We start from the raw sequence: 26,506 nt of genomic DNA on the forward strand, positions 1-26,506 counted from the left end.
TGTCGGTGGGGGCGGCTACCGTGGGGCGCATGGCTGCCCGCACCGCTCGTTCATCCGCCAAGGACCGGCCGTCCTACCGTTGTACCGAGTGCGGGTGGACCACCGCGAAGTGGCTCGGGCGGTGTCCCGAGTGCCAGGCGTGGGGAACCGTCGAGGAGATGGGCGCGCCCGCCGTGCGCACCACCGCCGCCGGCCGCGTCTCCACCGCCGCGGTGCCGATCGCCCAGGTCGACGGCCGCACCGCGACCGCGCGCAGCACCGGCGTCGACGAGCTGGACCGCGTCCTCGGCGGCGGCCTCGTGCCGGGCGCCGTGGTCCTGCTCGCCGGGGAACCGGGCGTGGGCAAGTCGACGCTGCTGCTGGACGTCGCGGCCAAGGCGGCCAGCGACGAGCACCGCACGCTCTACGTCACCGGCGAGGAGAGCGCGAGCCAGGTCCGGCTGCGGGCCGACCGGATCCACGCGCTGAGCGACCACCTCTACCTGGCCGCCGAGACCGACCTCTCGGCGGTGCTCGGGCACCTCGACGCCGTGAAGCCCTCCCTCCTCATCCTGGACTCCGTACAGACCGTCGCCTCCCCCGAGATCGACGGGGCGCCCGGCGGCATGGCCCAGGTGCGCGAGGTCGCCGGGGCGCTGATCCGGGCCTCCAAGGAGCGGGGGATGTCCACCCTGCTCGTGGGACACGTGACGAAGGACGGGGCCATCGCCGGCCCGCGGCTCCTGGAGCACCTGGTCGACGTGGTGCTGAGCTTCGAGGGCGACCGGCACGCCCGGCTGCGGCTCGTGCGCGGCATCAAGAACCGCTACGGCGCCACCGACGAGGTCGGCTGCTTCGAGCTGCACGACGAGGGGATCACCGGGCTCGCCGACCCGAGCGGGCTGTTCCTGACCCGGCGCGCCGAGGCCGTTCCGGGCACCTGCCTGACCGTGACCCTGGAGGGCAAGCGCCCGCTGGTCGCGGAGGTGCAGGCGCTGACGGTGGACTCCCAGATCCCCTCGCCCCGGCGCACCACCTCCGGCCTGGAGACCTCGCGGGTGTCGATGATGCTGGCGGTGCTGGAGCAGCGCGGCCGGATCACCGCGCTCGGCAAGCGCGACATCTACTCCGCGACCGTGGGCGGGGTGAAGCTGACCGAGCCGGCCGCCGACCTCGCGATCGCGCTGGCCCTGGCGTCGGCCGCCAGCGACGTGCCGCTCCCGAAGAACCTCGTCGCCATCGGCGAGGTCGGCCTGGCCGGCGAGGTGCGGCGGGTGACGGGCGTACAGCGCCGGCTCGCCGAGGCGCACCGGCTCGGCTTCACGCACGCCCTCGTACCGTCCGATCCGGGCAAGGTCCCGGCCGGGATGAAGGTCGTGGAGGTCGCCGACATGGGTGACGCCCTGCGGGTGCTGCCGCGCGGTCGCTCCCGTACGCCGGCCAAGGAGCGGGCGGCCGAGTAGCGGACGGATCCCCTGGTCAGGGCGTCCGTACGGGGTCCCCGCGGGGCGGACCTGGCCAAGCAACGGCGGGGCCGCAGCGCGCGCCGGTAGACTTCCGGATGGTCCGCCCGGCCGTACGCAGGCGGCGCAACCCGCGACCCGAGGAGTGCAGTGGCAGCCAAGGACGGGGCAGCAGCATCCGGAAAGTCGGGCGCGAGCTCCAAGCAGGAAGCCATGATGCGTGCCTCGCTGAGCGCGGTCGCACCTGGTCAGCCGCTGCGTGACGGGCTGGAACGGATCGTCCGCGGCAACACCGGCGGGCTCATCGTGCTCGGCATGGACAAGAGCGTCGAGGCGATGTGCACCGGCGGCTTCGTGCTGGACGTGGAGTTCACCGCGACCCGGCTGCGCGAACTGTGCAAGCTCGACGGCGCGCTCATCCTCGACAAGGACATCACCAAGATCCTTCGGGCCGGCGTGCAACTGGTGCCGGACGCGTCGATCCACACCGAGGAGACGGGCACGCGGCACCGCACGGCGGACCGCGTCTCGAAGCAGTGCGGCTTCCCGGTGGTGTCGGTGTCGCAGTCGATGCGGCTGATCGCGCTGTACGTGGACGGTGAGCGGCGGGTCCTGGAGGAGTCCGGGGCGATCCTGTCGCGCGCGAACCAGGCCCTCGCCACGCTGGAGCGGTACAAGCTGCGCCTCGACGAGGTCGCGGGCACGCTGTCGGCGCTGGAGATCGAGGACCTCGTGACGGTCCGTGACGTGACGGCGGTCGCCCAGCGGCTGGAAATGGTGCGCCGGATCGCGACGGAGATCGCCGAGTACGTGGTCGAACTGGGCACGGACGGGCGGCTGCTGTCGCTGCAGCTGGACGAGCTGACGGTCGGGATCGAGCAGGAGCGCGAGCTGGTCATCCGGGACTACGTGCCGGAGCCGACGGCGAAGCGTTCCCGCACGGTGGACGAGGCCCTGTCCGAACTGGACGCGCTGACGCACCCGGAGCTGCTGGAGCTGGCCATCGTCGCGAAGGCCCTGGGCTACACCGGATCGCCGGAGACCCTGGACTCGGCGGTGTCGCCCCGCGGTTACCGGCTGCTGGCGAAGGTGCCGAGGCTGCCGGGCGCCATCATCGAGCGCCTGGTGGAGCACTTCGGCGGGCTGCAGAAGCTGCTCGCGGCCAGCGTGGACGACCTGCAGACGGTCGACGGCGTGGGCGAGGCGCGGGCGCGCAGCGTCCGCGAGGGCCTGTCCCGCCTTGCGGAATCGTCCATCCTGGAACGCTACGTCTGAGGCGCACCCCCGCACGGGCCGGCGCGGTCCCCCCGGCCCGTGCGGGATCCGGGCCGGGGAGACGGGCCGTCAGTCCTGCTTCAGGACGAACGAGGTGTTGGCCACCGGCATGCCCGGCGACTTGAGCTCCACCACGTACGTGTCCGCGGTCGCGCTGCCCGGCGGAGGCGTCTGGCACTGGTTGGGGGCGCTGAACGCGCGGTCCCATTCGAGGACGTGCTTCGTCTCGCCCTGTGCGGGGACGCGGAAGAAGACGTTGCCCGCGCCCGGCGGGCAGTCGGCCGAGGACCAGACCGCCTTGCTGTCGCGCCCCTGAAGGATCGTCAGGATCGCCTGCTTCGGGCCGAGGTCGACCTTGCAGGTCGTTCCGGAGATGTTGCGGGCGATCAGTTCCAGCCGAGGCTTCTCGTTCGCCTCGTACTCGTTCTTCGCGCTCTTCACCTCCCACTGGAGGGCGCTCGCCGCGCACGTGGGAAGCGCGGAGTCGGCCGGAACCTGCGCCGCGCCACCGCCTCCCCCGCCGGCTCCGGCTCCGGCCGCCGCCGCGCCGCCCGTGCCCGCGCCGGGGGAGGCGCCCGGCTCGCCGTTCTTGCCGGTGCCCGCGGAGCCGCCGCCCTCGGACCCGGTCGTGCCGCCGCCCGACTCGGTCCGGCCGCCCGGGGCCTGACTGATCGCCGGCCCGGTGCCCGAGGGGCCGGGGGTGATCGTGATGGTGCCGGGGCGGCCCTGGCCCTTGCCGTTCGTACTCGACCCGTTCCCGCCGGAGCTGACGGCCCATACGGCGAGAATCGCGAGGAGCGCGGCAACGGACGCCAGCACGGCCCTCCGTCGCCAGTAGATGGAGGAGGGGAGCGGCCCGACCGGATTGCGCAGAGATCCCACGGACGGAACTTTACGAGAGTCCGCGCTCCGTTCCGCGCCCCCCATGCCGTGCAACGGGCGTGTTTTGCCGATCATCAGCCTGCGGGAGTCCCCGAACCCCGCCGGGAACGCCCGGAATCAGCCAGGAGACTGACGCGGGTGCCCTTTTTCCTTGAGTACCGTCGGTGACCATGGACAGCTCCGACCTCTACCGCGACATCACCGACTTCGCCCACTCGACGCCCGGCTGGGTGCAGTCGGCCTTCGAGGTCTGGACCGAGTACGGCCTTCTGGTCTTCGCCGTGCTCTTCATATCCGTCTGGTGGCGCTCGCGCGGCCGCCGCAGCCCCCGGACGGTGGCGCTCGCCGTCCTGGCTCCGCTGGCCACCGCCCTCGCGTACGTCACCTCCGAGTCGCTGAAGTCCACCATGGACGAGGACCGGCCCTGCCGCGCCGTCGCCGGGGCCGCCGCCTCGCTGCTCGCGTGCCCGCCGGTCGGCGACTGGTCCTTCCCCAGCAACCACGCCACGATCGCCGGCGCCGCCGCCGTCTCCCTGGCCCTGGCCGTCCGCCGCCTCGCGCTGCTGACCGTGCCGGTGGCCCTGCTGATGGCCTTCTCCCGCGTCTTCGTCGGCGTGCACTACCCGCACGACGTGGGGATCGGCCTGCTGCTGGGCGGCGCCGTGGCCGCCCTCGTCGTCCTGGTCCTGACCGGTCCGATCAGTACCGTCATGGCGGCCATGCGGGCGAGCGGCGTCCGCGCCGCCGTCTGGTTCACCGGTCCCGGCCCGGCGCGGTAGGGGCGAAACGTGCCAGGATGCCGTCTGCCATGACTGCATCCCCATCACAGACCTCCGTGTCACAGACGACCGCGTCACAGCCCGCCGCGGACTGCGCGCTGCACTCCCCCGTCATCGCGTGGTTCGACGAGCACGCCCGCGACCTGCCCTGGCGCCGCCCCGAGGCCGGCCCCTGGGGGGTCATGGTCAGCGAGTTCATGCTCCAGCAGACCCCCGTCAGCCGGGTCCTGCCGGTGTACGAGCAGTGGCTCGCCCGGTGGCCGCGCCCCGCCGACCTGGCCGCCGACGCCCCCGGAGAGGCCGTACGGGCCTGGGGGCGGCTCGGCTACCCCCGGCGGGCCCTGCGGCTGCACGGCGCGGCCCTGGCCATAACGGAACGGCACGGGGGCGACGTACCCCGCGACCACGCGCAGCTGCTCGCGCTGCCCGGCATCGGGGAGTACACCGCGGCGGCCGTCGCCTCGTTCGCGTACGGGCAGCGGCACGCCGTGCTCGACACCAACGTCCGGCGGGTCTTCGCGCGGGCCGCCACCGGGGTCGAGTACCCGCCGAACGCCACCACCGCCGCCGAACGGCGCCTCGCCCGGGCCCTGCTCCCGGAGGACGAGGACACGGCGGCCCGCTGGGCGGCGGCCTCGATGGAGCTCGGCGCGCTCGTGTGCACCGCCAAGAGCCCGGACTGCGCGCGCTGCCCGGTGGCCGGGCTGTGCGCCTGGCGGCTGGCCGGGAAGCCGGCGCACGACGGACCGCCGCGGCGCGGGCAGACGTACGCCGGCACGGACCGGCAGGTGCGCGGCAAGCTCCTGGCGGTGCTCCGGGAAGCGGTGGGCTCGGTTCCGCAGGCGGTGCTCGACACCGTCTGGGACGAGCCGGTGCAGCGCGCCCGGGCGCTGGACGGACTGGTCTCCGACGGGCTCGTGGAACCGCTCGCGGGCGGTCTCTACCGGCTGCCGCACACCTGACGGGGACCGGTCCGGGGCTGACTGCCTCATTCCGCTTCGGACCGGGAAACCCGCAGCTCACGGGCACTGTTACACAACCTATGGGTGTCCGTGCGCCCACCGAAGGCTGGCCCGCACAGGCCCGTGACAACCCCTCCGTACCTTCGAGTCCGTAAGGCAGCGGTTGAGCGGTTGGACGGAACGGAGGCGGTCTGAGATGGCGCACGGCGAGGTACTCGAATTCGAAGAGTACGTACGCACTCGGCAGGACGCGCTGCTGCGCAGCGCCCGGCGCCTGGTCCCGGACCCCACCGACGCGCAGGACCTCCTGCAGACCGCCCTCGTCCGCACCTACGGCCGCTGGGACGGCATCGCCGACAAGTCCCTGGCCGACGCCTACCTCCGCCGCGTCATGATCAACACCCGGACCGAGTGGTGGCGCGCCCGCAAGCTCGAAGAGGTCCCCACCGAGCAGCTCCCGGACGCCTCCGTCGAGGACGGCTCCGACCAGCGCGCCGACCGCGCCCTGCTGATGGACATCCTCAAGGTGCTCGCGCCCAAGCAGCGCAGCGTGGTGGTGCTGCGACACTGGGAGCAGATGAGCACCGAGGAGACGGCCGCGGCGCTCGGGATGTCGGCGGGAACCGTGAAGAGCACCCTGCACCGCGCACTGGCCCGCCTCCGGCAGGAACTGGAGAGCCGGGACCTCGACATGCGCGCGCTGGAGCGCGGTGACCACACCATGCGGTACGAGGGGCGTGAGCGGTGCGCGGCCTGAGAGGCCAGGGTTTGAGCAGCGGTGGGTCGCTGGTGCTGATGTCGGCGGGGACGGTCGTCCTCGTCGGCACAGCCGTGTTCGCGGTCGGTTGCGCCACCGGCGGCACCGGCCTGCGCGACGGCGGTCCCGCGCGCACCGACGCGGTGGCCAAGACGGCCCCGTCCGCCGCCGCCCCCTCCGGCTCCGCCTCGGCGGCGTCGGGGAAGCCGGCCCCGAAGGTGGACCCGGTACGGCTCCTCATGGCCGACCCCAAGGTCAGCAACGCGATCAAGCGCGACCTCAAGCCCTGCACGGGCAAGGAGTACCCGGTCGACGTCAGTTACGGCCGGGTCACCGGCAGCCCCGTCGTCGACGTCGTCGTCAACGTGCTGTCCTGCGCGGACGCCCTCGGCCGCGGCTCGTTCGTGTACCGGGAGGACTCCGGAAAGTACGAGAATGTGTTCTCGGACGAGCAGCCACCCGTCTACGCGGAGATCGACCGGGGCGACCTGGTGGTCACGAAGCAGGTCTACGGAAAGAGCGACGCGCTCGCCTATCCGTCGGGCGAGGACGTGATCACGTACCGCTGGAACGGGGAGAAGTTCGTCGAGCACGACCGGGTGCACTCGGAGTACAGCAACGTGGTCGACGGCGGCGGCCAGCCCGCGCCGGTGGTCACGCCGAAGAACTGACCGCCCGTCCGAAGACCCGGCCGGCCGGCCGCCCGACCCACCCGGCCACCCGACCGTCCGACCGACCGCCGCAGAACCGAGCGAAGAGAAGAACCGAGGCGAGGCTCCCGCATGGCCGAGACCCATGTCCTGTTCGTGGAGGACGACGACGTCATCCGCGAGGCCACCACCCTGGCGCTGGAACGCGACGGGTTCGTGGTCACCGCGATGCCCGACGGCCTGTCCGGCCTGGAGTCCTTCCGGGCCGACCGCCCCGACATCGCCCTGCTGGACGTGATGGTGCCCGGCATGGACGGCGTGAGCCTGTGCCGGCGCATCCGCGACGAGTCCACCGTCCCCGTGATCATGCTGTCGGCGCGCGCCGACTCCATCGACGTGGTGCTGGGCCTGGAGGCGGGCGCCGACGACTACGTCACCAAGCCCTTCGACGGCTCCGTTCTGGTCGCCCGCATCCGCGCCGTGCTGCGCCGCTTCGGCCACGCCGGCGGCCCGCAGAACGGCGGGTCGGGCGACGAGGACGACTCCGGCGAGCGCGGGGTCCTGGCCTTCGGCGACCTGGAGGTCGACACCGAGGGCATGGAGGTCCGCCGGGCGGGCGCCGCCGTGGCGCTGACGCCGACCGAGATGCGGCTGCTGCTGGAGTTCTCCTCCGCGCCCGGCACCGTGCTCTCCCGCGACCGCCTGCTGGAGCGGGTCTGGGACTACGACTGGGGCGGCGACACCCGGGTGGTCGACGTCCACGTGCAGCGGCTGCGCACCAAGATCGGCCAGGACCGGATCGAAACGGTCCGCGGCTTCGGATACAAGCTGAAGGCCTGAGGCCACGACGGCATGAGGCGCTTCACCCTGCGCACGGGGATCCGCTGGAAGATCACCCTCGCCATCGCCGCGGTCGGCGCGCTCACCGCGGTGGCGCTGAGCCTGGTGGTGCACAGTGCTGCCCGGGTGTCGATGCTGGAGAGCGCGCGCGAGACCCAGCTCGACCGGGTCCAGTTCATGGCCGGGGTCGCCGAGGCCGGGCGCAAGCCGCCCATGGTGGCCAAGCTCAACGACCCAGAGCTGCCCGCCGAACTGCGCGAGAAGGCGCGCTCCGGCCGGCGCGGGACGTACGTCCAGGAGACCCGCAAGGGCGCTCCCGAGGTGTGGGCCGCGGTGCCGCTCGGCAACGGGCAGGTGCTGTCGCTGCACACCCAGTTCCGGGAGAGCGCCAACATGGTCCGGGACCTCGACCAGGCGCTGGTCGTCGGCTCGCTCGCCGTCGTGATCGGCGGCTCGGCGCTCGGCGTCCTCATCGGGGGCCAGATCTCGCGCCGGCTGCGCAAGGCCGCGGCGGCCGCGCAGCGGGTGGCCCACGGGGATCCCGAGGTGCGGGTGCGGGACGCCGTCGGGGGCCTCGTACGGGACGAGACCGACGACCTCGCGCGGGCCGTGGACGCCATGGCCGACGCGCTCCAGCAGCGCCTGGAGGCCGAGCGGCGGGTGACCGCGGACATCGCGCACGAGCTGCGGACCCCGGTGACGGGCCTGCTGACGGCCGCGGAACTGCTGCCCCCGGGGCGGCCGACCGAGCTGGTGCGCGACCGGGCGCAGGCGATGCGCGCGCTCGTGGAGGACGTGCTGGAAGTGGCCCGGCTGGACAGCGCGTCCGAGCGGGCGGAGCTCCAGGACGTGGCGCTGGGCGAGTTCGTGAGCCGGCGGGTGCGGGCGCTGATGCCGGAGGCCTCCGTACGGGTCGTGGCGGACGAGATCGTGAGCACCGACCCGCGGCGCCTGGAGCGGATCCTGGGAAACCTGCTGGCCAACGCGACGCGGTACGGTCAGCCGCCGATCCAGGTGGACGTGGAGGGGCGCGTCGTACGGGTCCGCGACCACGGCCCGGGCTTCCCCGAGGCGCTGCTGCGCGAGGGGCCGAGCCGCTTCCGGACCGGTTCCACGGACCGGGCGGGCGTGGGCCACGGGCTGGGGCTGACGATCGCGGAGGGTCAGGCGCGGGTGCTGGGCGCCCGGCTGACGTTCCGCAACGTGGCGGCCCCGGGCGGCTTCGAGCGCGAGGGGACGGCGGCGGGCGCGGTGGCGGTGCTGTGGCTCCCGGAGCACGCGCCGACGGCGACGGGCAGCTTCCCGGTCGTCACGCTCCCCCAGCAGTGAGCGCCGCGGTCCGGTGCCCGAGCGGTACCGGGCCGTAGGCCCCGACGGGCGCGTGACTTAGCATCCGTGGCATGACCGACGGTACGAATCCCCCCAGCAGCCCGCAGCCCGAGCAGCCCGCCCCGGGGAGCGGCGGCTACGGGTTCCCGCCGGCACCGCCCGCGTCCGGCGGTTACGGCTACCCGGCCGACCAGGGCCCGCAGCCCGCCCCGGGCGGAGGCTACGGCTACCCGGCGCCGCCGCCCGGGGGCGGCTACGGCTACCCGGCGGACCAGGGGCAGGGGCAGGGGCAGGGGCAGGGGCAGCCGAACCCGTACCAGCAGGACCTGCCGGGACCGTACCGGCCGGGCGGCTACCAGCAGTTCCCGGGCGGCGCCCCGGGTGCCCCGGCCGACCAGGGGGGCGGGGGGTGGCCGCCGGCCGGTGCGCAGCAGCCGGCGCCGTTCGCGCAGCAGCAGTCGGGCCAGCCGGACTGGGACGCGCTCGCCGACCGCTCGGCTGCCGAGCGGCGCAGGAAGCGGCTGTGGACGATCGGCGGGCTGGTGGCCGTACTGGCCCTGCTCGCCGGTGGCGGAACGTTCCTTCTCCTGGGCGGCGACGACGACTCGACGCAGGAGGTGGCGGACGACGCACCGACCGCCACCGGATCGGCCTCCCCCAAGCCGGACGGCTCCAAGAGCAAGGCCCCGGTCGACAAGTCCCCCACCGTCGCCAGCGACCCGACCCTGATCCGGGACCACAGCGGCAAGGACCACCTGAAGATGAGCGCCGAGGCGGGCGTCTTCGCGATCGACAAGCACTACGAGCTGCGGACGAAGGGCAACGAGAAGTCGTACGCCGAGGCGGAGAAGCGCGTCGTCGACGCGTCCAAGAGCTTCACCGTCTCGGCCCGCGTCTGGAACCGCTCCCCGAAGGGGCGCCAGATAGCCGTCAGCCAGGGCAACGACAAGACCTTCGGCTTCGAGCTGGGCTCGGACGAGGTGAACGGCAAGCCCGCGTGGATCTTCCGCGTCCAGACGAGCGACCAGGGGGCCGACTCCACGACGCAGACCGTCGCCGCGGAGGGGATGAAGATGACGAAGACGATGACGACGCTGACGGGCACCTACGACGCCGCCAAGAAGACGATCACCCTGTACGTGAACGGCAAGAAGGCCTCGGAGGGCCAGGTCACGGACGTCTACAACGCCCCCGGCCCGCTCCAGCTGGCCCGCAGCCGCCACGAGGGCAACTGGACCGGCTCCTGGAACGGGGCCATGGACAGCATGCGCACCTTCGGTGTGGCCCTGTCGCCGGAGCAGGTCGCCGCCGTCCGCCAGAACAAGCTGTCCTCGTCCGTGAAGCCGACCGGCGCGTGGGTCCTGCTCTGATCCGGGCCGGCCGACGGTTCCGGCCGGCCGGCGCGTGCGTACCGCTGTTTAGAGGTGGACGCCGGCGTTGCGCAGGAAGGCGACCGGGTTGACGGCGGAGCCGTAGTTCGGGGTGGTGCGGATCTCGAAGTGCAGGTGCGGGCCGCTGGAGTTTCCGGTGTTGCCGGAGAGGGCGATCCGCTGGTCCGTGGAGACCTTCTGGCCGATCTTGACCTGGATGCGCGAGAGGTGGGCGTACTGGGAGTACGTCTTGTTCGCGTGCTTGATCACGATGGCGTTGCCGTAGGCCGGGCCGTCGCCGCCACCGTTGGGGCCGGCCTTGACGACGGTTCCGGCGCCCGCGGCCTTGACCGGGGTGCCGACGGGAACGGCGAAGTCCTGACCGGAGTGCTTGTGCGACCACATGGTGCCGCCCTTGCCGAAGGTCGCGGACAGCGTGTACTTCTCGACCGGCTTGTCCCACAGACCGGTCTTCGCACCCTTGGCGGCCGCACCCTTGGCGACCGCACCCTTGGCGGCGGCGGCCTGGGCGGAGGCCTGCTCGGCGACCAGCTGGGCGGTGCCCGTCAGGGCGGTCTGCGTCGTGTCGGCGAAGGCGGCGGACGCCCCGGCCCCGAGGGCCAGCACCGCACCGAAGGTGGTTACGCCGACGGCAATGCGGGTACGACGGGTAGTGACGCGCTTCGCGAACATGAAATAGACCTCCGAGGCCGGGGACAGGACGAGTCACGCCCTCTTCGGGCATGAAGTGACCCGGCACGATCAAGCACGTGCCGGGCTGGCTCAACCTTGGTAACCCGCGCCCCCGGCGTTCCCCAAACGTCCCCGTTACTACCCGGGCTCGTAGCCGGGCCGGGGCTCTCGGACCTGTTGACCGCCCCCCTGCTGGGGCGGAGGGTCCGTTTTGAGACCCTTTGGATCTACGAATCCGCCTAGTACGTCCGATTTGTTCTGTGCGGCTTGTCACCGGCCGAGGACCTTCGGCGGCCCGGTCCGGGACCCTCGGCCGCCGCTTCGCACTGCCCGTTTGCGCCCGTCACCGCGGCGCCGCGTCGCCGCCTTCCGGGCGCCCTCCTCCACCGCACCCGCCACGCGCCCCCGCACGCCCCCGGGAACGCGCCGGCCCCCTGCCCGGGGACCGGCGGCCCTCCTGCGGGCGCCCAGGAGGCGTGCAGGGCCCGCAGCGCGCGAAAAGGGGCGGCCCCGGAACCCATTGGGTTCCGGGGCCGCCCCTTCGTCCGTACCGCTGCCGTCAGGCGGCGGTCACGCGCCCTTCGACAGGTCCGGGCCGGAGCCCGTGGCCTCGATCGGGGGGAGGTCCGGCAGAGCCGTCTTCTCCTCGCCGCGGAAGGTGAACTTGGCGTCCTCGCCCTCACCCTCCTTGCCGACGACCACGATCTGACCGGGACGCAGCTCGCCGAAGAGGATCTTCTCCGAGAGCAGGTCCTCGATCTCGCGCTGGATGGTCCGGCGCAGCGGGCGGGCGCCCATGATCGGGTCGTAGCCGCGCTTGGCGAGCAGGAGCTTCGCGTCACCGCTCAGCTCGATGCCCATGTCGCGGTCCTTCAGGCGCTCGTCGACCTTGGCGATCATGAGGTCGACGATCTGGATGATGTCTTCCTCGGTGAGCTGGTGGAAGACGACCGTGTCGTCGACACGGTTGAGGAACTCGGGCCGGAAGTGCTGCTTGAGCTCTTCGTTGACCTTCGCCTTCATCCGCTCGTATCCGGTCTTGGTGTCGCCCTGGGCCGCGAAGCCCAGGTTGAACCCCTTCGAGATGTCCCGGGTACCCAGGTTGGTCGTCATGATGATGACCGTGTTCTTGAAGTCCACGACCCGGCCCTGGGAGTCGGTCAGGCGACCGTCCTCCAGGATCTGGAGAAGGGAATTGAAGATATCCGGGTGGGCCTTCTCGACCTCGTCGAAGAGGACGACGGAGAACGGCTTGCGGCGCACCTTCTCGGTGAGCTGGCCGCCCTCTTCGTAGCCCACGTAGCCGGGGGGCGAACCGAAGAGACGGGAAACCGTGTGCTTCTCGCTGAACTCCGACATGTCGAGGGAGATCAGCGCGTCCTCGTCGCCGAAGAGGAATTCGGCGAGCGTCTTCGACAGCTCGGTCTTACCGACACCGGACGGACCGGCGAAGATGAACGAGCCACCCGGGCGCTTCGGGTCCTTCAGACCCGCACGGGTACGGCGGATCGCCTGGGAGAGCGCCTTGATGGCGTCCTTCTGGCCGATGACCCGACGGTGCAGCTCGTCTTCCATGCGGAGCAGTCGCGAGGACTCCTCCTCGGTGAGCTTGAAGACGGGAATGCCGGTCGCGGTCGCGAGGACTTCGGCGATGAGCTCGCCGTCGACCTCGGCGACGACGTCCATGTCGCCGGCCTTCCATTCCTTCTCGCGCTTGGCCTTCGCCGCCAGCAGCTGCTTCTCCTTGTCGCGGAGAGACGCCGCCTTCTCGAAGTCCTGGGAGTCGATGGCCGACTCCTTGTCGCGGCGCACGCCCGCGATCTTCTCGTCGAACTCGCGGAGGTCCGGCGGCGCGGTCATCCGGCGGATGCGCATCCTGGAGCCGGCCTCGTCGATCAGGTCGATCGCCTTGTCCGGGAGGAAGCGGTCCGAGATGTACCGGTCCGCCAGCGTCGCCGCCTGGACGAGGGCCTCGTCCGTGATGGAGACGCGGTGGTGGGCCTCGTAGCGGTCCCGCAGGCCCTTGAGGATCTCGATCGTGTGGGGGAGGGAAGGCTCCGCCACCTGGATCGGCTGGAAACGGCGCTCGAGGGCCGCGTCCTTCTCGAGGTGCTTGCGGTACTCGTCCAGCGTCGTGGCACCGATGGTCTGGAGCTCACCACGGGCCAGCATGGGCTTGAGGATGCTCGCGGCGTCGATCGCGCCCTCGGCGGCGCCCGCACCCACGAGGGTGTGGAGCTCGTCGATGAACAGGATGATGTCGCCGCGGGTGCGGATCTCCTTGAGCACCTTCTTCAGGCGCTCCTCGAAGTCACCGCGGTAGCGGGAACCGGCGACCAGGGCACCGAGGTCAAGCGTGTAGAGGTGCTTGTCCTTGAGGGTCTCGGGGACCTCGCCCTTGACGATCGCCTGCGCCAGGCCCTCGACGACGGCGGTCTTGCCGACGCCGGGCTCGCCGATGAGGACCGGGTTGTTCTTGGTCCGGCGGGACAGGACCTGCATGACCCGCTCGATCTCCTTCTCGCGCCCGATGACCGGGTCGAGCTTGGACTCGCGGGCGGCCTGCGTGAGGTTGCGGCCGAACTGGTCCAGGACGAGCGAGGTCGAGGGCGTGCCCTCGGCCGGGCCGCCGGCCGTGGCCGACTCCTTGCCGCCCCCGGTGTAGCCGGAGAGCAGCTGGATGACCTGCTGCCGGACCCGGTTGAGATCGGCGCCCAGCTTCACGAGGACCTGGGCGGCGACGCCCTCGCCCTCGCGGATCAGGCCGAGCAGGATGTGCTCGGTGCCGATGTAGTTGTGGCCGAGCTGGAGGGCCTCTCGGAGCGACAGCTCCAGGACCTTCTTCGCCCGCGGGGTGAAGGGGATGTGGCCGGAAGGGGCCTGCTGCCCCTGTCCGATGATCTCCTCAACCTGCTGGCGAACAGCCTCGAGCGAAATCCCGAGGCTCTCCAGGGCCTTAGCGGCGACACCCTCACCCTCGTGGATCAAGCCCAGGAGGATGTGCTCGGTGCCGATGTAGTTGTGGTTGAGCATCCGGGCTTCTTCCTGAGCCAGGACGACAACCCGCCGCGCGCGGTCGGTGAACCTCTCGAACATCGTTTATCGCTCCTCAGAGCGGTCGGGCAGTTCGGGGTCGGTCCCCGCCCTGTCCTTCCGCATGCTAGTCCCGCGGGGCGGGACAGCTCATTCCAACTGCCGACATCCGTCCGCGGCTCACCCCCACGTCGGTGAGGAAAACCGGCCTGAACAGCCGACAACTGCTCCAACCCGATAGTGGGAGACGATGTTCCCGCAGGCCAGGCAGATACCCGTCACGCGTGTACGCCGATGGCGAACGGGAGCCGTACAAATCAGCGTGTCGCCCCGATCCACTAGGAATGTCTTACCCGTCGGGACGGACACTCCATGCCGGTGGCCCCGGTTCACTCCGCTAAGGGCGAACACGGTTGCGTCCCGAATGTGGGACCCCACCCCTGCGGATCTTTACGTTCCGCATTGGACCGCGTGCGGTGCGTCACACCGCCCGTAACCCCCCGGGCATTCGGGAGTTGCTCCGGGCATGGCCGTCAGCAGCGTCACCGTCCCGTCGCCCCGCGTACCGCCCGGGGAGGGCGCGTACGCCTCCTGGTACGAGCGGGTGCTCGGCTGGACCGTCGCCGGCGGACCGCCGGCCCAGCTCGTCACCGGAACCCGGTTCGACGTGCTGGAGCTGCCGTCCGACGCGGGGGCCGCCCTGCTGCGCAGGCCGGTCGCCACCGGACCGGTGGCCCTGATGGGACGCCGGATGCGGTTCCTGGTGGCCGCCGGGAGCGCCGACGAACTGGACGGGCTGCTCGACTGGCTGGAGTGGGGCGGGGTCGCCCTGGATCTCACCGCCCTGGGTGAGGGTGGCCGGATCACTGCTCCGAAGCCGCCCGGAGCTCCCTCCGGAGAGGGCCCCCGGGAGGCCGCCGTGTGGCTGCGGCCCCCCGAGAAGGGGTGTGAGGCACTGCTGCCCTCCCTCCCCGCTCCCGGGAAGGGCACCGGGCCCGCGGGCGGGCCCGATCTCGTACGCCTGGTCGCGGCGGCGGCGACGGAATGCCACCGGGCGCGATTGCGGCGCACGCACCGGACCCGTCAGCCCTTGGCCTTCTCGTAGGCCTCGCGGATCTCGGCCGGGACGCGGCCGCGGTCGTTCACGTTGTAACCGTTCTCCTTGGCCCACGCGCGGATCTCGGCGGTGTCCGGGTTACCGGTCGTCGCGGAGGCGCGGCCCTTGGTGCGGGTGGCGCTGGCACGGCCACCGGTGCGGCGTCCGCCCTTGGTGTACGGGTCGAGCAGACCGCGGAGCTTTTCAGCGTTGGCGGTGGTGAGGTCGATCTCGTAGGTCTTGCCGTCCAGAGCGAACGTCACCGTCTCGTCCGCCTCGCCACCGTCGAGGTCGTCGACAAGAAGGACCTGAACCTTCTGTGCCACCGGGATTTCCTTTCATCGAAAAGCAGTACGCGGAAAGGAAACCGCTTTTGCGGGGAAAACACAAACCCCCGGGGAGAGGTTCGAGAGCGCAACAGGGCGGGAAACGTGCGCGATTCGGACATAGGCCGCGGGTGTGTGGGACACCGGAAAAGCCGAGGGGATCGATCAGAGGTGCAGAAGCATGCGACTGTTGCCCAAGGTGTTCGGCTTCACCCGTTCGAGACCGAGGAACTCCGCGACGCCCTCGTCATAGGAACGCAGGAGCTCGATGTAGACATCGGTCTCGACCGGCGTCTCGCCGATCTCGGTGAACCCGTGCTTCGCGAAGAAGTCCACTTCGAAGGTCAGGCAGAAAACCCGGCTGACCCCGAGGGCGCGGGCGGTCTCCAACAACTGCGACAGCACCCGGTGGCCGACGCCGCCGCCCTTCAACTCCCGGTCCACGGCGAGAGTGCGCACTTCGGCGAGGTCTTCCCACATCACGTGGAGAGCCCCGCAACCGACCACCTCGTGGTCCGAGTCGCGTTCCGCGACCCAGAACTCCTGGATGTCCTCATAAAGGACGACCGGCGCTTTGTCGAGCAGGATCCGCTGCTGCACGTACTGGTCGAGCAGGCGGCGCAGCGCGGGAACATCGCGGGTGCGGGCACGGCGGATCGTCACTGTTTCTGCGTGTGCAGCGGAAAACTCTCCCATGGGCCCGGACGCTATCGCCCCGGAGCGGCGGGGTGCTCGGCGGCGCCGTCTTCCCCTTCCGGCGCGGCTTCTCGCGCGGCTTCTCGCGCGGCGGGGGCGGCGGCCTCGACTTCCGCGGCATCCGCGGCCGCGATGACGGCATCCGCCGCCTCGTCGTCGTGCTGGACGATCCGGACGGCGTCCCGGAGTGCCTCGCGCTGTTCCGCCGACATCATGCCGAAGAAGGCGACGAGGGCGGCCGCGGGGTTGTCGCTCGTCGACCAGGCTTCGTTCATCAGCGCGGCCGAGTAGGCGGCGCGGGTGGAGACCGCCGTATATCGATAGGCGCGTCCTTCCGCCTCGCGGCGGACCCAGCCCTTCTGATGGAGATTGTCCATAACGGTCATGACCGTGGTGTAAGCGATGGACCGTTCCTGCTGGAGGTCTTCCAGCACTTCCCGAACGGTGACCGGGCGGTTCCACTGCCACACCCGCGTCATGACGGCGTCTTCGAGATCTCCCAAGGGGCGAGGCACACCAGCACGATAGTGCGGATTGCGGTGAATTGCCCGGCCATTCCGCCGGCAACGCGCAGCAAATCGGGCGCACGGCCGCGATGGCCGTACGCCCGTGGTGCCCGGAGGGCCCGGGGTGCCCGAAGGCTTCGGAGTACTACTTCCGGGGCTGCTGGGCGGCCTCGGCCCGGGCGAGCACGGCGTCGACCGCCGCGTCCTCCTTGGCCTTGTTGGCGCCGCCCTGGGTCTTCACGATCGTCACGACGAGAGCGATGAAGAACGCGGCCATCACGATGGGGGGCACGAGCGCGGAAACGTAGTCCATGCCCTCAGCGTAGCTACCCGGCGGCGCGTCCGGCCGCCGGGGGCGGGGTGGGCTTGCGGCGCGGCGGGAACACCTCGCCGGGCGTGGGCACGGGCCGTTCCGGCTTCGGCCGGTCCTTGGGCTGCGGCGCCGGAACGGGCGGCCGGCCGCCCTGGCCGCCCCCCTGACCCCCGGCGAGCGTCAGGAGCCGGCTGCGGGGCGCGGGGGTGGTCGAGAGCCGTCTGCGCACGGAGCGCTCGGCGACGGCCCTGGCCCGGTCCAGCAGCGCGGCGGCGAGCGGGTTGGCGCGCAGCGCCCGCAGCGCGGCGAGGTCGTCCGGCACCGGCTCGTACCCGGCGGCCAGGGCGTCCTGCAGCAGCTCCAGGTACCCGGAGAGGCTGCCGGGGAGTGCACCCCGGTAGCGTCCGAGATCCTCCAGGAGGAAGGCTCTGAGCCGGGCCGCCTCCGCCATCGCGTCGTCCACCGACCGCGCGAGGCGGTGGCAGTCCTGGACCTCCGCGGCCGACAGGGGGGCCGGGGAGGACTGGAGGGCGTGGGCGAGCGAGCGCCTGAGCACGTGCAGCTCAGCAGGGCTGAACGCCATGCCGCCGCGGGATCCGTAGGGCGTGGGCATGGGCCGACGATACGCGCTAATCGGACAAAAACCCCTGATGATGAGCGGCGTCGGCGCGGCGGCCCCGCCGACGCCGCAGGTCAGCCGGACTCTTTGACGGCGCGGAGGAAGTCGGCCCAGGCGGCCTGGGTGGTGGCGAGCACGAGGTGCGCCGGGTCGGCGTGGTCGGCGACGCGCACGAGCGAACCGGGGCTCGCGGCGACGTAGACGCAGGCGTCCCCCTCGTCGCAGAACGAGGACTTCTGCCACACGGGCTGAGCGGTCATGGTGTCTCCTCCGGGCGCGGTCGCCGGTCATTCCTGTGAAGGGAAGGTAACGCCGCGGCGGCTTCGGGCCGGTGACATTGGCGGAATTCGGTGCGTCGGACCCGGCGCGCCGAGTGCCCGGCGCCGGGGCGCGGGGCGGCCCCGGGGCCGGTTCGGGGCAGCCGCACGGCGCGCCCCGCTCCCCGCGCCCCGCGCCCCGCGCCCCGACGGCGGCTACAGGCGGGCCGTGAAGGCGGCGACCGCTTCCGTGACCTCCTGCGCCGTCCACGACAGGCCCGGCTCCGTCACCTCCAGCTCCGTCACCGACACGTCGGGCGGCCCGTCGGCGGACCAGCGGCGGAACAGGACCCGGCCGGTGTCCTCCGCCAGCCGCAGGCCCGCCTCGGTCAGCCGGTCCGGCCCGTACGGGAGCCACACCTGGAACTGGTGGGTGTGCGGCACCTCCGGGTGGACGCGGAACCAGGGGGTCCCGGCCGCCTCGAAGCCCTCCCGCAGGGCCCGCGCCACCCTCTGCGCCTGCGCGACGTACGCCGGGAGGAGCGGCAGCTCCCGTTCCAGGCCGGCCAGGGCCGACAGCGCCTGCGGGAACTGCCGGAAGACCTGGCCGCCGTAGCGGTGGCGCCAGACCCTGGTCTCCTCCACGAAGGACCGCGGGCCCGCCAGGCAGGCGCCGCTGAGGCCGCCGAGCGACTTGTAGAAGGACACGTACACGGAGTCCGCGAGCGCCGCGATCTCCGCGAGCGGGCGGCCGAAGTGCACCGTCGACTCCCAGAGCCGGGCCCCGTCGAAGTGGACCACCGCGTCCCGCTCCCGGGCGGCGTCGACCAGCGCCTCCAGCTCCTCCCACGAGGGGAGCAGGAAGCCCGCGTCGCGCAGCGGCAGCTCCAGCATCAGCGTGCCGAAGGGCTCCGCGAGGTCGCGGACCTCGGCGGGCGTCGGCTGGCGCGGCTCGACGGTCGGGTGCGCCACCCGCAGGCCGGAGACCGCCGACAGCGCGCCGCCCTCCCACCGCTCCGGGTGGGACATCGGGTGCAGGGCCACGACCGGGTTGCCGGTCCGGGCCGCCCAGCAGCGCAGGGCGACCTGCTGCGCCATGGTCCCGGTGGGGAAGAACGCCGCGTCCTCGGTGCCCAGCAGCTCCGCGACCCTGCGCTCCAGTTCCGCGACCACCCCGTCGCCGTACACGTCGGCCGGTTCGTCCATGGGGTAGGGGGCGTCGCGGAGCTGGTCCAGCAGCTCCCCCACCGTCGGCTCCAGGAGGCTCCGGGACAGGGTCCGCTCCGCCCCCTTCCAGGCCGCCACCAGCCGCTTCGTGCGTGCGGTGTCCTCGTCGTGCTCGCCGCTGTCCTCGTTCATAGCTCCCGATCATCGCCGACCGGCCAGAAGGGCCAGGGGCTAGCATGGCGGCGTATCGTCCGGTACCCCCCGCGGACTGGAACGGAAGGCCCTCCCCGCGTGAACCCATCACAGCAGCCACGCCCTGCCCGGCTGGCCGTCGGCGTCGTCGGAGCCGGGCGGGTCGGCCCCGCGCTGGCCCGTGCGCTCCAGCAGGCCGGGCACGTGCCCGTCGCCGTGTCCGGAGTCTCCGACGCGTCCGTGCGGCGCGCCGCGCGGCTCCTGCCCGACGTGCCGCTGGTTCCGCCCGCCCAGGTGCTGGAGCGCGCCGACCTGGTGCTCCTCACCGTCCCCGACGACGCGCTGCCCTCGCTGGTCGAGGGCCTCGCCGAGACCGGTGCGGTCCGGCCCGGCCAGCTCCTCGTCCACACCTCCGGCCGGTACGGGACCGCCGTGCTCGACCCGGCCCGCCGGGCCGGCGCGCTGCCGCTGGCCCTGCACCCGGCGATGACCTTCACCGGCACCGAGGTGGACGTGCAGCGGCTGGCCGGCTGCGCCTTCGGGATCACCGCCCCCGACGAGCTGCGGCTCGCCGCCGAGGCGCTGGTCATCGAGATGGGCGGCGAGCCCGAGTGGATCGCGGAGGAGAACCGCCCGCTCTACCACGCGGCCCTGGCCCTCGGCGCGAACCACCTGGTCACCCTGGTCGCCCAGTCGCTGGAGCTGCTGCGCACCGCCGGGGTGGAGCGCCCCGACCGGATGCTCGGCCCGCTGCTCGGCGCGGCCCTCGACAACGCCCTGCGCTCCGGCGACGCCGCCCTGACCGGCCCGGTGGCCCGCGGGGACGCCGGTACGGTCGCCGCGCACGTCGCGGAGCTGCGCCGGCACGCGCCCGGAGCGGTCGCCGGGTACCTGGCGATGGCCCGGACCACCGCCGACCGGGCGCTGGCGCACGGTCTGCTCAAGCCCGAGCTCGCCGAGGACCTCCTCGGGGTGCTCGCGGACGAGGACGGCGACCGATGAGCCGCCTGCTGCTGCACACCGCGGCCGAGCTCCACGCGCTGCCGCGCACCGGCCGCCGGGCCGTGGTGATGACGATGGGCGCCCTGCACGAGGGGCACGCCACCCTGATCCGCACGGCGCGGGAGCAGGCCGGGCCGGACGGCCAGGTCGTCGTCACCGTCTTCGTCAACCCGCTGCAGTTCGGCGCGGGCGAGGACCTCGACCGCTACCCGCGCACCCTGGACGCCGATCTCGCGATCGCCGGGGAGGCGGGCGCCGACGCGGTGTTCGCCCCCGCCGTCGACGAGGTGTACCCGGGCGGCGACCCGCAGGTGCGGGTCAGCGCCGGGCCCATGGGCGGGCGCCTCGAAGGGGCCACCCGTCCCGGGCACTTCGACGGGATGCTGACCGTCGTCGCCAAGCTGCTCCACCTCACCCGCCCCGACCTGGCCCTCTTCGGCCAGAAGGACGCGCAGCAGCTGGCGCTGATCCGGCGGATGGCGACCGACCTGAACTTCCCCGTCGAGGTGGTCGGCGTACCGACCGTCCGCGAGGAGGACGGGCTGGCGCTGTCCTCCCGCAACCGCTACCTCTCCCCCGCCGAGCGGCGCACCGCGCTGGCCCTGTCCCGCGCCCTGTTCGCCGGGCGGGACCGGCTCGCCGCGCAGGCGGCGCTGCGGGCCCGCGCCGAGGCCTCCCCGGCCAGCGACGAGCGGGCCTCGGCGCTGGCGAAGCTCGGCGAGATCCGCGCCTCCGCCGACGCGCACGCCGTGTCGGCGGCGGGCGCGGGGCTGCCGGACGCCGTACGGGCCGCCGCGCGCCACGTGCTGGAGGAGGCGGGCCGCCACGAGCCGCCGCTCGTACTGGACTACCTGGCGCTGGTGGACCCGCGGGACTTCACCGAGGCCGCCCCCGGGTTCACCGGGCGGGCCGTCCTGGCCGTCGCCGCGAAGGTGGGCACGACCCGGCTGATCGACAACATCCCATTGGAGTTCGGAGCACACTCGTGAGCACCCCAGGCAGAGGCACCGCGGGCACCGGCGCCGGTACCGGCATACGGCTGCACGCCCCGGCCCCCGGCTGGTCCATCGACGCGGACGTCGTGGTCGTCGGCTCCGGCGTCGCGGGCCTGACGGCCGCGCTGCGCTGCGCGGCCGGCGGCCGCCGTACCGTCGTGGTCACCAAGGCCCGTCTCGACGACGGCTCCACCCGCTGGGCGCAGGGCGGCATCGCCGCGGCCCTCGGCGAGGGCGACACCCCCGAGCAGCACCTGGACGACACGCTGGTCGCGGGCGCGGGCCTGTGCGACGAGGAGGCCGTACGGCTGCTCGTCACGGAGGGTCCGGGCGCGGTGCGGCGGCTGATGGCCGCGGGCGCCGTCTTCGACACCTCCGCCGAGACCGGCGAGATCGAGCTGACCCGGGAGGGCGGCCACCACCGGCGCCGGATCGCGCACGCGGGCGGCGACGCCACCGGCGCCGAGATCTCGCGGGCGCTGGTCGGGGCGGTGCAGGCCGCGGGCATCGAGACGGTCGAGAACGCACTCGTACTGGACCTGCTGCAGGACGCGCAGGGCCGTACGGCCGGCGTCACCCTGCACGTCATGGGCGAGGGCCAGCACGACGGGGTGGGCGCCGTCCACGCGCCCGCCGTGATCCTGGCGACCGGCGGCATGGGGCAGGTCTTCTCCGCCACCACCAACCCGTCGGTGTCCACCGGCGACGGGGTGGCGCTCGCGCTGCGGGCCGGCGCGGAGGTCTCGGACCTGGAGTTCGTCCAGTTCCACCCGACGGTGCTCTTCCTGGGCCCGGACGCCGAGGGGCAGCAGCCGCTGGTGTCGGAGGCGGTGCGGGGCGAGGGCGCGTACCTGGTCGACGCGGACGGCGTGCGCTTCATGACCGGGCAGCACGAGCTGGCCGAGCTGGCGCCGCGCGACATCGTCGCCAAGGGCATCATGCGCCGCATGCAGGAGCAGGACGCCGCGCACATGTACCTGGACGCCCGGCACTTCGGGGCCGCGATGTGGGAGCAGCGCTTCCCGACGATCCTGGCCGCCTGCCGCGCGCACGGCATCGACCCGGTGACCGAGCCGATCCCGGTCGCGCCCGCGGCGCACTACGCGTCCGGCGGCGTCCGCACCGACCTGCAGGGGCGGACCACGGTCCCCGGCCTGTACGCGTGCGGCGAGGTCGCCTGCACCGGCGTGCACGGGGCGAACCGGCTGGCGTCCAACTCCCTGCTGGAGGGGCTGGTCTTCGCCGAGCGGATCGCCGACGACATCGTCGCCTCCCCGCCGGCCGGCAGCGGCCCCGGCGTCCCGGTCCCCGCGACCGGTCCGCTCCAGCCCTCCGGGGCGCGGTACGAGGTCCAGCGGATCATGACGGACGGAGCGGGCGTGCTCCGCTCGGCCGACTCGCTGCGGACCGCGGCCGAGGCCCTCGAAGGGCTGTACGCGACCGCCCTGAACGAGCTGGAGGCGCACGGCAAGACCGCCGAACCGGGCGTGGACACCTGGGAGGCCACGAACCTGCTGTGCGTGGCCCGCGTCCTGGTCGCCGCCGCCCGGCAGCGGGTGGAGACCCGCGGCTGCCACTGGCGCGAGGACCACCCCGACCGGGACGACGCCGACTGGCGCCGCCACCTCGTCGTCCGGCTCTCCGCGACCGAGAAGCGGGCCCTGGTCGTCACCCCCACCGACTCCGCGGACTTCCCGTCCGTACGACACCCCCTCACCACCCAGAGCCTGGAGCAGTGACCGTGAGCACCCCCGACGAACTCCCCCTGATCGACAGCACCGAAGGCGGCTGCGGCGACGACTGCGGCTGCGGTGACGGCGAGGAGACCGGCCTCGACCCGGCGCTGGCGCAGCTGCTGGCGGACGCCGGCCTGGACCCGATCGAGGTCGAGGACATCGCGCACATGGCGCTCTCCGAGGACCTGGACGGCGGGGTGGACGTCACCACCGTGGCGACCGTGCCCGAGGAGGCCGAGGCGGTCGCCGACTTCGTGGCGCGCGAGGACGGCGTCGTGGCCGGCCTGCGCATCGCCGAGGCCGTGTTCTCCGTGGTCTGCACCGAGGCCTTCGAGGTGGAGCGGCACGCGGAGGACGGCGACGCCGTCAAGGCCGGGCAGCTGCTGCTGTCGGTCCGCGCCCGCACCCGCGACCTGCTGACGGCGGAGCGCAGCGCGCTGAACATCCTGTGCCGCCTGTCCGGCATCGCGACGGCCACCCGCCGCTGGGCGGACGTGCTGGACGGCACCACGGCGAAGGTCCGCGACACCCGCAAGACCACCCCGGGCCTGCGCGCGCTGGAGAAGTACGCGGTGCGCTGCGGCGGCGGCGTCAACCACCGCATGTCCCTCTCGGACGCGGCGCTGGTCAAGGACAACCACGTGATCGCGGCGGGCGGCGTCGCGCAGGCCTTCGCGGCCGTGCGTGAGGCCTTCCCGGACGTGCCCGTGGAGGTCGAGGTCGACACCCTGGAGCAGGTCGGCGAGGTCCTGGAGGCCGGGGCGGACCTGATCCTGCTGGACAACTTCACGGTCACGCAGACCGCCGAGGCCGTCGCCCTGGTGGCCGGCCGCGCGACGCTGGAGTCCTCCGGCCGCCTGACGCTGGACTCCGCCCGCGACTACGCCCTGACCGGCGTGGACTACCTGGCGGTGGGCGCGCTGACCCACTCCTCCCCGATCCTGGACATCGGTCTCGATCTGCGCGAGGCGGTGTAACCCGTGCTCCTCACCATCGACGTAGGCAACACCCACACGGTCCTGGGCCTGTTCGACGGTGACGAGATCGTCGAGCACTGGCGGATCTCGACCGACCCGCGGCGCACGGCCGACGAGATGGCCGTGCTGATGCAGGGGCTCATGGGCATGCACCCGATGCTCGGCACCGAGCTGGGCGACGGCATCCACGGCATCGCGATCTGCTCGACGGTGCCGTCGGTCCTGCACGAGCTGCGCGAGGTCACCCGGCGCTACTACGGGGACGTGCCGGCGGTGCTGGTGGAGCCCGGGATCAAGACGGGCGTGCCGATCCTGATGGACAACCCGAAGGAGGTCGGCGCGGACCGCATCATCAACGCGGTCGCGGCGGTCGAGCTCTACGGGGGCCCGGCGATCGTGGTGGACTTCGGCACGGCGACCACGTTCGACGCGGTGTCCACGAAGGGCGAGTACGTGGGCGGGGTGATCTCCCCGGGCATCGAGATCTCGATGGAGGCCCTCGGCGTACGGGGCGCCCAGCTGCGGAAGATCGAGCTGGCCCGGCCGCGCAACGTGATCGGCAAGTCCACCGTCGAGGCGATGCAGTCGGGCGTGGTCTACGGCTTCGCGGGCCAGGTCGACGGGATCGTCGCCCGGATGGCGAAGGAGCTGGCGGGCCCGAACGGCGACCCGGACGACGTCCGGGTGATCGCGACGGGGGGCCTGGCGCCGATCGTCCTCGGGGAGTCCGCGGTGATCGACGACCACGAGCCGTGGCTGACCCTGATCGGTCTGCGGCTGGTGTACGAGCGCAACGCGCCCAACTTCGAGTAGCCGGGCGCCGCCCGCGTCACCCCCGGGGGGTGGCGCAGGCCCCGCCGGGCCCTCCGGGGTGCCGCAGCAGCCGCAGCAGGGCGGCCCGCCACGGGTGCCCGGCCGGGCGTCCCTCCAGGACCGCTTCGGCCTGGGCGTGGGACCGGACCGCGCGCAGTGCGGCGACGTCGTCCCGGCCCGGGGGCGGGGGCATGGGGTCACCGTGCTGGGAGGCCCGGTAGGTGTCGATGAGGTACTGCTCGATGGAGCTCATGCCTCCACCCTGACCCCGCCGCGGCGCCCCCGCGCGTCGATTGACGGGGGCCGTCAATCGGCGGGCGGGCCGGTCGCGCCCGCCGGGCGGCGGCGGACGGCCGGTAGGCCGTCCGGCCCCGCCCCCCGCGCCCCGGCGGGCGGTCCCACCGGCAGAATGGGCTGATGAGCGTCACCATCGACATCGCCGGGCTCCCCGCGGACCGGATCACCTTCGCGCCCTCTCCGCTGGCGGAGCTCTGCATGTCCCTGCACGCGCTCGCACAGCCCGCCCACCACCCCGGGCTGACCTCCTGGACGACCGCCACCGCCGCCGCGCTCGACCCGGACCTCGCGGACCGGCTGCTGGAGGCGGACTTCATGTGGCGGAGCTCCTTCTCGGACATCTTCATGGCCTTCGCCGGCACCCCCGGCGGGAGCGGCAGGCCCTCCTCGACCCTGGCCGGGGAGCTCGACGTGCTCGACCGGATGGACGACGAGCAGTTCGTGATGGCGGCCCTGGAGCACTGCTGGCTGGCGCTGTACGACGCCGGCGGCGGGCCCTCGCCGCTCACCGACGCGGGGGCCCGGGCCAAGGCCCTGGAGACGGCCGCCGCCCGGGGGCCGCGGCAGCTGGCCTTCTCGGCCCGGCTGCTGGACGACACCGCCGGGGTCCGGGTGTGGATGCGGCGGCTCCTGGAGGACTGCGACGCGGCGTTCTTCGCGGAGACCTGGAAGCGGATCGAGCCCGGCCAGAGCGCCGACGCGCGGCACAAGGCGGAGGTGCTGCGGCGCAAGGGCCTGGCGGCGGCGCTGAAGGAGGTCTCGTCCGCGCTGAGCGTCGACGAGGCGCTGACCACCGTCACCGCCGACAAGATGGTGAACGGCTCCACCACCGCCACCGACCCCCGAATAGGCAGCGGCCTGGTCCTCGTGCCGACCAACTTCGGCTGGCCGCACCTGCTCGTGCTGCACGCACCGGGCTGGCGGCCGGTGATCCACTATCCGCTCGGCTCACCCGCGCCGGCCTCCGCGCCGGGCTCGGTGGAGCTGCTGCAGCTGCGGATGGAGGCGCTGGCGCATCCCATGCGGATGCGGCTGTGCCGGAGCCTGGCCCGGGCCCCGTACACGACGAGCGAGCTGGCGGCCGTGTACGGGATCACCGCGCCGGAGGTGTCACGGCACCTGGCCGTCCTCAAGAAGGCCGGCCTGATGCACACGCGGCGCCAGGGCCGTTACGTCCAGCACCAGTTGGACCTGGCGGCCGTCGCCCGCATCGGGTCGGACTTCATCGAGGGCATCCTGCGCTGAGGACCCGGCCGGCAGCTCTCCCGTGTCCGGCGCATGGCCGGAAACCGCCCGGAACAGGACCGATCCTGGCCGAACAAGGCCTGGCTCTGGCCTGTTTCGATCGGCGCAGATTCACCGATATACGGAATTCATAAACCGGAATCAGTGAAAACTCTGGCCAGAGTGGCCACTTGGTGTTTAACGTGCCACCACCGCTGCCGCCGACCCTCGCGCACGGTGCCCCGTCCCACCGCTCCGCCCGACCTGCTCTGCTCGTC

General features: G+C 72.8%; 27 protein-coding genes. 16 read left to right on the forward strand and 11 right to left on the reverse strand.

From position 1 onward, the window contains the following. Positions 1-29: 29 nt before the first annotated feature. A complete protein-coding gene (radA, locus tag ACZ6S8_RS17260) occupies positions 30-1,442 on the forward strand; it encodes a DNA repair protein RadA (protein WP_383929658.1) in 1,413 nt (470 codons plus the stop codon). A 150-nt stretch (positions 1,443-1,592) separates the two neighbouring features. Then, the gene (gene disA, locus ACZ6S8_RS17265; RefSeq protein ID WP_351280081.1) at positions 1,593-2,717 is read left to right on the forward strand and encodes a DNA integrity scanning diadenylate cyclase DisA; all 1,125 of its coding nucleotides are present in this window, start codon (positions 1,593-1,595) and stop codon (positions 2,715-2,717) included. Between the two features lie 69 nt (positions 2,718-2,786). On the opposite strand, the gene ACZ6S8_RS17270 is transcribed toward disA, so the two are convergent. After that, positions 2,787-3,599 carry a hypothetical protein gene (locus ACZ6S8_RS17270; protein WP_469456554.1) on the reverse strand — a complete coding sequence of 271 codons (813 nt, stop codon included), beginning with the start codon at positions 3,597-3,599 and terminating at the stop codon, positions 2,787-2,789. A gap of 170 nt (positions 3,600-3,769) precedes the next feature. Between ACZ6S8_RS17270 and ACZ6S8_RS17275 the strand changes: the two genes are divergently transcribed. The 7 genes from ACZ6S8_RS17275 (at position 3,770) to ACZ6S8_RS17305 (ending at position 10,286) form a co-directional block, all read left to right on the forward strand. Further along, positions 3,770-4,378, forward strand: a complete 609-nt coding sequence (locus ACZ6S8_RS17275) for a phosphatase PAP2 family protein (RefSeq protein ID WP_469456556.1) — start codon at positions 3,770-3,772, stop codon at positions 4,376-4,378. Positions 4,379-4,407: 29 nt separating this feature from the next. Further along, positions 4,408-5,340, forward strand: a complete 933-nt coding sequence (locus ACZ6S8_RS17280; RefSeq protein WP_469456558.1) for an HhH-GPD family protein — start codon at positions 4,408-4,410, stop codon at positions 5,338-5,340. Positions 5,341-5,536: 196 nt separating this feature from the next. Beyond that, positions 5,537-6,097 carry a SigE family RNA polymerase sigma factor gene (locus ACZ6S8_RS17285; protein ID WP_319727094.1) on the forward strand — a complete coding sequence of 187 codons (561 nt, stop codon included), beginning with the start codon at positions 5,537-5,539 and terminating at the stop codon, positions 6,095-6,097. Between the two features lie 38 nt (positions 6,098-6,135). Continuing rightward, on the forward strand, positions 6,136-6,768 hold the full coding sequence (locus tag ACZ6S8_RS17290) for a hypothetical protein (protein WP_469456984.1): 633 nt from the start codon (positions 6,136-6,138) through the stop codon (positions 6,766-6,768). A gap of 111 nt (positions 6,769-6,879) precedes the next feature. Continuing rightward, on the forward strand, positions 6,880-7,587 hold the full coding sequence (cseB, locus tag ACZ6S8_RS17295; RefSeq protein ID WP_383929645.1) for a two-component system response regulator CseB: 708 nt from the start codon (positions 6,880-6,882) through the stop codon (positions 7,585-7,587). A gap of 12 nt (positions 7,588-7,599) precedes the next feature. Continuing rightward, positions 7,600-8,916, forward strand: a complete 1,317-nt coding sequence (gene cseC / locus ACZ6S8_RS17300) for a two-component system sensor histidine kinase CseC (RefSeq protein ID WP_469456561.1) — start codon at positions 7,600-7,602, stop codon at positions 8,914-8,916. Between the two features lie 71 nt (positions 8,917-8,987). Beyond that, a complete protein-coding gene (locus ACZ6S8_RS17305) occupies positions 8,988-10,286 on the forward strand; it encodes a LamG-like jellyroll fold domain-containing protein (protein WP_469456563.1) in 1,299 nt (432 codons plus the stop codon). Between the two features lie 48 nt (positions 10,287-10,334). Here ACZ6S8_RS17305 and ACZ6S8_RS17310 read toward each other — a convergent pair whose 3' ends face one another. Both ACZ6S8_RS17310 and ACZ6S8_RS17315 read right to left on the reverse strand, forming a co-directional pair. Further along, a complete protein-coding gene (locus tag ACZ6S8_RS17310) occupies positions 10,335-10,979 on the reverse strand; it encodes a M23 family metallopeptidase (protein ID WP_469456565.1) in 645 nt (214 codons plus the stop codon). A 570-nt stretch (positions 10,980-11,549) separates the two neighbouring features. Continuing rightward, positions 11,550-14,075, reverse strand: coding sequence for an ATP-dependent Clp protease ATP-binding subunit (locus ACZ6S8_RS17315; protein ID WP_469456567.1), 2,526 nt, complete (start codon positions 14,073-14,075; stop codon positions 11,550-11,552). A 463-nt stretch (positions 14,076-14,538) separates the two neighbouring features. Between ACZ6S8_RS17315 and ACZ6S8_RS17320 the strand changes: the two genes are divergently transcribed. Further along, the gene (locus ACZ6S8_RS17320; protein ID WP_469456569.1) at positions 14,539-15,117 is read left to right on the forward strand and encodes an SCO3374 family protein; all 579 of its coding nucleotides are present in this window, start codon (positions 14,539-14,541) and stop codon (positions 15,115-15,117) included. Here ACZ6S8_RS17320 and ACZ6S8_RS17325 read toward each other — a convergent pair. From ACZ6S8_RS17325 to ACZ6S8_RS17355, 7 genes are all read right to left on the reverse strand, one after another. Beyond that, positions 15,096-15,434 (reverse strand): histone-like nucleoid-structuring protein Lsr2, encoded by a 339-nt coding sequence (locus ACZ6S8_RS17325; RefSeq protein WP_383932049.1) that lies wholly within the window; start codon positions 15,432-15,434, stop codon positions 15,096-15,098. The two genes, ACZ6S8_RS17320 and ACZ6S8_RS17325, sit on opposite strands and share 22 nt — an antisense overlap. Positions 15,435-15,599: 165 nt before the next feature. Further along, a complete protein-coding gene (locus tag ACZ6S8_RS17330; RefSeq protein ID WP_469456572.1) occupies positions 15,600-16,130 on the reverse strand; it encodes an amino-acid N-acetyltransferase in 531 nt (176 codons plus the stop codon). Positions 16,131-16,141: 11 nt separating this feature from the next. Beyond that, complete coding sequence (locus ACZ6S8_RS17335; RefSeq protein WP_469456574.1) at positions 16,142-16,645, reverse strand: BlaI/MecI/CopY family transcriptional regulator; 504 nt, start codon at positions 16,643-16,645, stop codon at positions 16,142-16,144. A gap of 136 nt (positions 16,646-16,781) precedes the next feature. Continuing rightward, on the reverse strand, positions 16,782-16,949 hold the full coding sequence (locus ACZ6S8_RS17340; protein ID WP_267723044.1) for a hypothetical protein: 168 nt from the start codon (positions 16,947-16,949) through the stop codon (positions 16,782-16,784). Between the two features lie 13 nt (positions 16,950-16,962). Next, positions 16,963-17,562, reverse strand: coding sequence for a hypothetical protein (locus ACZ6S8_RS17345; RefSeq protein ID WP_469456577.1), 600 nt, complete (start codon positions 17,560-17,562; stop codon positions 16,963-16,965). Between the two features lie 80 nt (positions 17,563-17,642). Further along, positions 17,643-17,828 (reverse strand): DUF397 domain-containing protein, encoded by a 186-nt coding sequence (locus ACZ6S8_RS17350; RefSeq protein WP_469456579.1) that lies wholly within the window; start codon positions 17,826-17,828, stop codon positions 17,643-17,645. 213 nt (positions 17,829-18,041) lie between these two features. After that, positions 18,042-19,184, reverse strand: a complete 1,143-nt coding sequence (locus tag ACZ6S8_RS17355) for a threonine aldolase family protein (protein ID WP_469456581.1) — start codon at positions 19,182-19,184, stop codon at positions 18,042-18,044. A 99-nt stretch (positions 19,185-19,283) separates the two neighbouring features. On the opposite strand from ACZ6S8_RS17355, the gene ACZ6S8_RS17360 reads away from it, so the two are divergent. Genes ACZ6S8_RS17360 through ACZ6S8_RS17380 form a run of 5 tightly spaced genes read left to right on the forward strand, consistent with a single transcriptional unit; the run spans position 19,284 to position 24,707 of the window. Then, positions 19,284-20,186 (forward strand): Rossmann-like and DUF2520 domain-containing protein, encoded by a 903-nt coding sequence (locus ACZ6S8_RS17360; protein ID WP_469456583.1) that lies wholly within the window; start codon positions 19,284-19,286, stop codon positions 20,184-20,186. After that, positions 20,183-21,175, forward strand: a complete 993-nt coding sequence (gene panC, locus ACZ6S8_RS17365; protein ID WP_469456585.1) for a pantoate--beta-alanine ligase — start codon at positions 20,183-20,185, stop codon at positions 21,173-21,175. The genes ACZ6S8_RS17360 and panC overlap by 4 nt, the downstream gene beginning before the upstream one ends. Further along, positions 21,172-22,920 (forward strand): L-aspartate oxidase, encoded by a 1,749-nt coding sequence (locus ACZ6S8_RS17370; protein ID WP_469456587.1) that lies wholly within the window; start codon positions 21,172-21,174, stop codon positions 22,918-22,920. Before panC ends, ACZ6S8_RS17370 begins: the two co-directional genes overlap by 4 nt. A gap of 2 nt (positions 22,921-22,922) precedes the next feature. Then, complete coding sequence (nadC, locus tag ACZ6S8_RS17375; RefSeq protein WP_469456589.1) at positions 22,923-23,894, forward strand: carboxylating nicotinate-nucleotide diphosphorylase; 972 nt, start codon at positions 22,923-22,925, stop codon at positions 23,892-23,894. Positions 23,895-23,897: 3 nt separating this feature from the next. Then, positions 23,898-24,707: a type III pantothenate kinase gene (locus ACZ6S8_RS17380; protein ID WP_267723052.1), complete on the forward strand. Its 810-nt coding sequence runs from the start codon at positions 23,898-23,900 to the stop codon at positions 24,705-24,707. A gap of 16 nt (positions 24,708-24,723) precedes the next feature. On the opposite strand, the gene ACZ6S8_RS17385 is transcribed toward ACZ6S8_RS17380, so the two are convergent. Beyond that, positions 24,724-24,960 (reverse strand): hypothetical protein, encoded by a 237-nt coding sequence (locus ACZ6S8_RS17385; RefSeq protein WP_469456591.1) that lies wholly within the window; start codon positions 24,958-24,960, stop codon positions 24,724-24,726. Between the two features lie 164 nt (positions 24,961-25,124). Here ACZ6S8_RS17385 and ACZ6S8_RS17390 point away from each other — a divergent pair, with 164 nt between their 5' ends. Continuing rightward, positions 25,125-26,249 (forward strand): DUF5937 family protein, encoded by a 1,125-nt coding sequence (locus ACZ6S8_RS17390; protein ID WP_469456593.1) that lies wholly within the window; start codon positions 25,125-25,127, stop codon positions 26,247-26,249. The last annotated feature ends 257 nt before the right edge of the window (positions 26,250-26,506 follow it).

Source organism: Streptomyces sp. NPDC048461 (assembly GCF_055587105.1).

What these genes read in the sequence shown, in the direction of transcription:
- ACZ6S8_RS17390 (WP_469456593.1), top strand. Translation starts at nt 25,125, where the DNA reads ATGAGCGTCACCATCGACATCGCCGGGCTCCCCGCGGACCGGATCACC.
- ACZ6S8_RS17285 (WP_319727094.1), top strand. Translation starts at nt 5,537, where the DNA reads ATGGCGCACGGCGAGGTACTCGAATTCGAAGAGTACGTACGCACTCGG.
- ACZ6S8_RS17320 (WP_469456569.1), top strand. Translation starts at nt 14,539, where the DNA reads ATGGCCGTCAGCAGCGTCACCGTCCCGTCGCCCCGCGTACCGCCCGGG.
- cseB (WP_383929645.1), top strand. Translation starts at nt 6,880, where the DNA reads ATGGCCGAGACCCATGTCCTGTTCGTGGAGGACGACGACGTCATCCGC.
- ACZ6S8_RS17340 (WP_267723044.1), bottom strand. Translation starts at nt 16,949, where the DNA reads ATGGACTACGTTTCCGCGCTCGTGCCCCCCATCGTGATGGCCGCGTTC.
- ACZ6S8_RS17330 (WP_469456572.1), bottom strand. Translation starts at nt 16,130, where the DNA reads ATGGGAGAGTTTTCCGCTGCACACGCAGAAACAGTGACGATCCGCCGT.
- ACZ6S8_RS17275 (WP_469456556.1), top strand. Translation starts at nt 3,770, where the DNA reads ATGGACAGCTCCGACCTCTACCGCGACATCACCGACTTCGCCCACTCG.
- ACZ6S8_RS17280 (WP_469456558.1), top strand. Translation starts at nt 4,408, where the DNA reads ATGACTGCATCCCCATCACAGACCTCCGTGTCACAGACGACCGCGTCA.
- radA (WP_383929658.1), top strand. Translation starts at nt 30, where the DNA reads ATGGCTGCCCGCACCGCTCGTTCATCCGCCAAGGACCGGCCGTCCTAC.
- cseC (WP_469456561.1), top strand. Translation starts at nt 7,600, where the DNA reads ATGAGGCGCTTCACCCTGCGCACGGGGATCCGCTGGAAGATCACCCTC.
- ACZ6S8_RS17315 (WP_469456567.1), bottom strand. Translation starts at nt 14,075, where the DNA reads ATGTTCGAGAGGTTCACCGACCGCGCGCGGCGGGTTGTCGTCCTGGCT.
- ACZ6S8_RS17290 (WP_469456984.1), top strand. Translation starts at nt 6,136, where the DNA reads ATGTCGGCGGGGACGGTCGTCCTCGTCGGCACAGCCGTGTTCGCGGTC.
- ACZ6S8_RS17310 (WP_469456565.1), bottom strand. Translation starts at nt 10,979, where the DNA reads ATGTTCGCGAAGCGCGTCACTACCCGTCGTACCCGCATTGCCGTCGGC.
- ACZ6S8_RS17305 (WP_469456563.1), top strand. Translation starts at nt 8,988, where the DNA reads ATGACCGACGGTACGAATCCCCCCAGCAGCCCGCAGCCCGAGCAGCCC.
- ACZ6S8_RS17350 (WP_469456579.1), bottom strand. Translation starts at nt 17,828, where the DNA reads ATGACCGCTCAGCCCGTGTGGCAGAAGTCCTCGTTCTGCGACGAGGGG.
- panC (WP_469456585.1), top strand. Translation starts at nt 20,183, where the DNA reads ATGAGCCGCCTGCTGCTGCACACCGCGGCCGAGCTCCACGCGCTGCCG.
- ACZ6S8_RS17345 (WP_469456577.1), bottom strand. Translation starts at nt 17,562, where the DNA reads ATGCCCACGCCCTACGGATCCCGCGGCGGCATGGCGTTCAGCCCTGCT.
- ACZ6S8_RS17355 (WP_469456581.1), bottom strand. Translation starts at nt 19,184, where the DNA reads ATGAACGAGGACAGCGGCGAGCACGACGAGGACACCGCACGCACGAAG.
- ACZ6S8_RS17385 (WP_469456591.1), bottom strand. Translation starts at nt 24,960, where the DNA reads ATGAGCTCCATCGAGCAGTACCTCATCGACACCTACCGGGCCTCCCAG.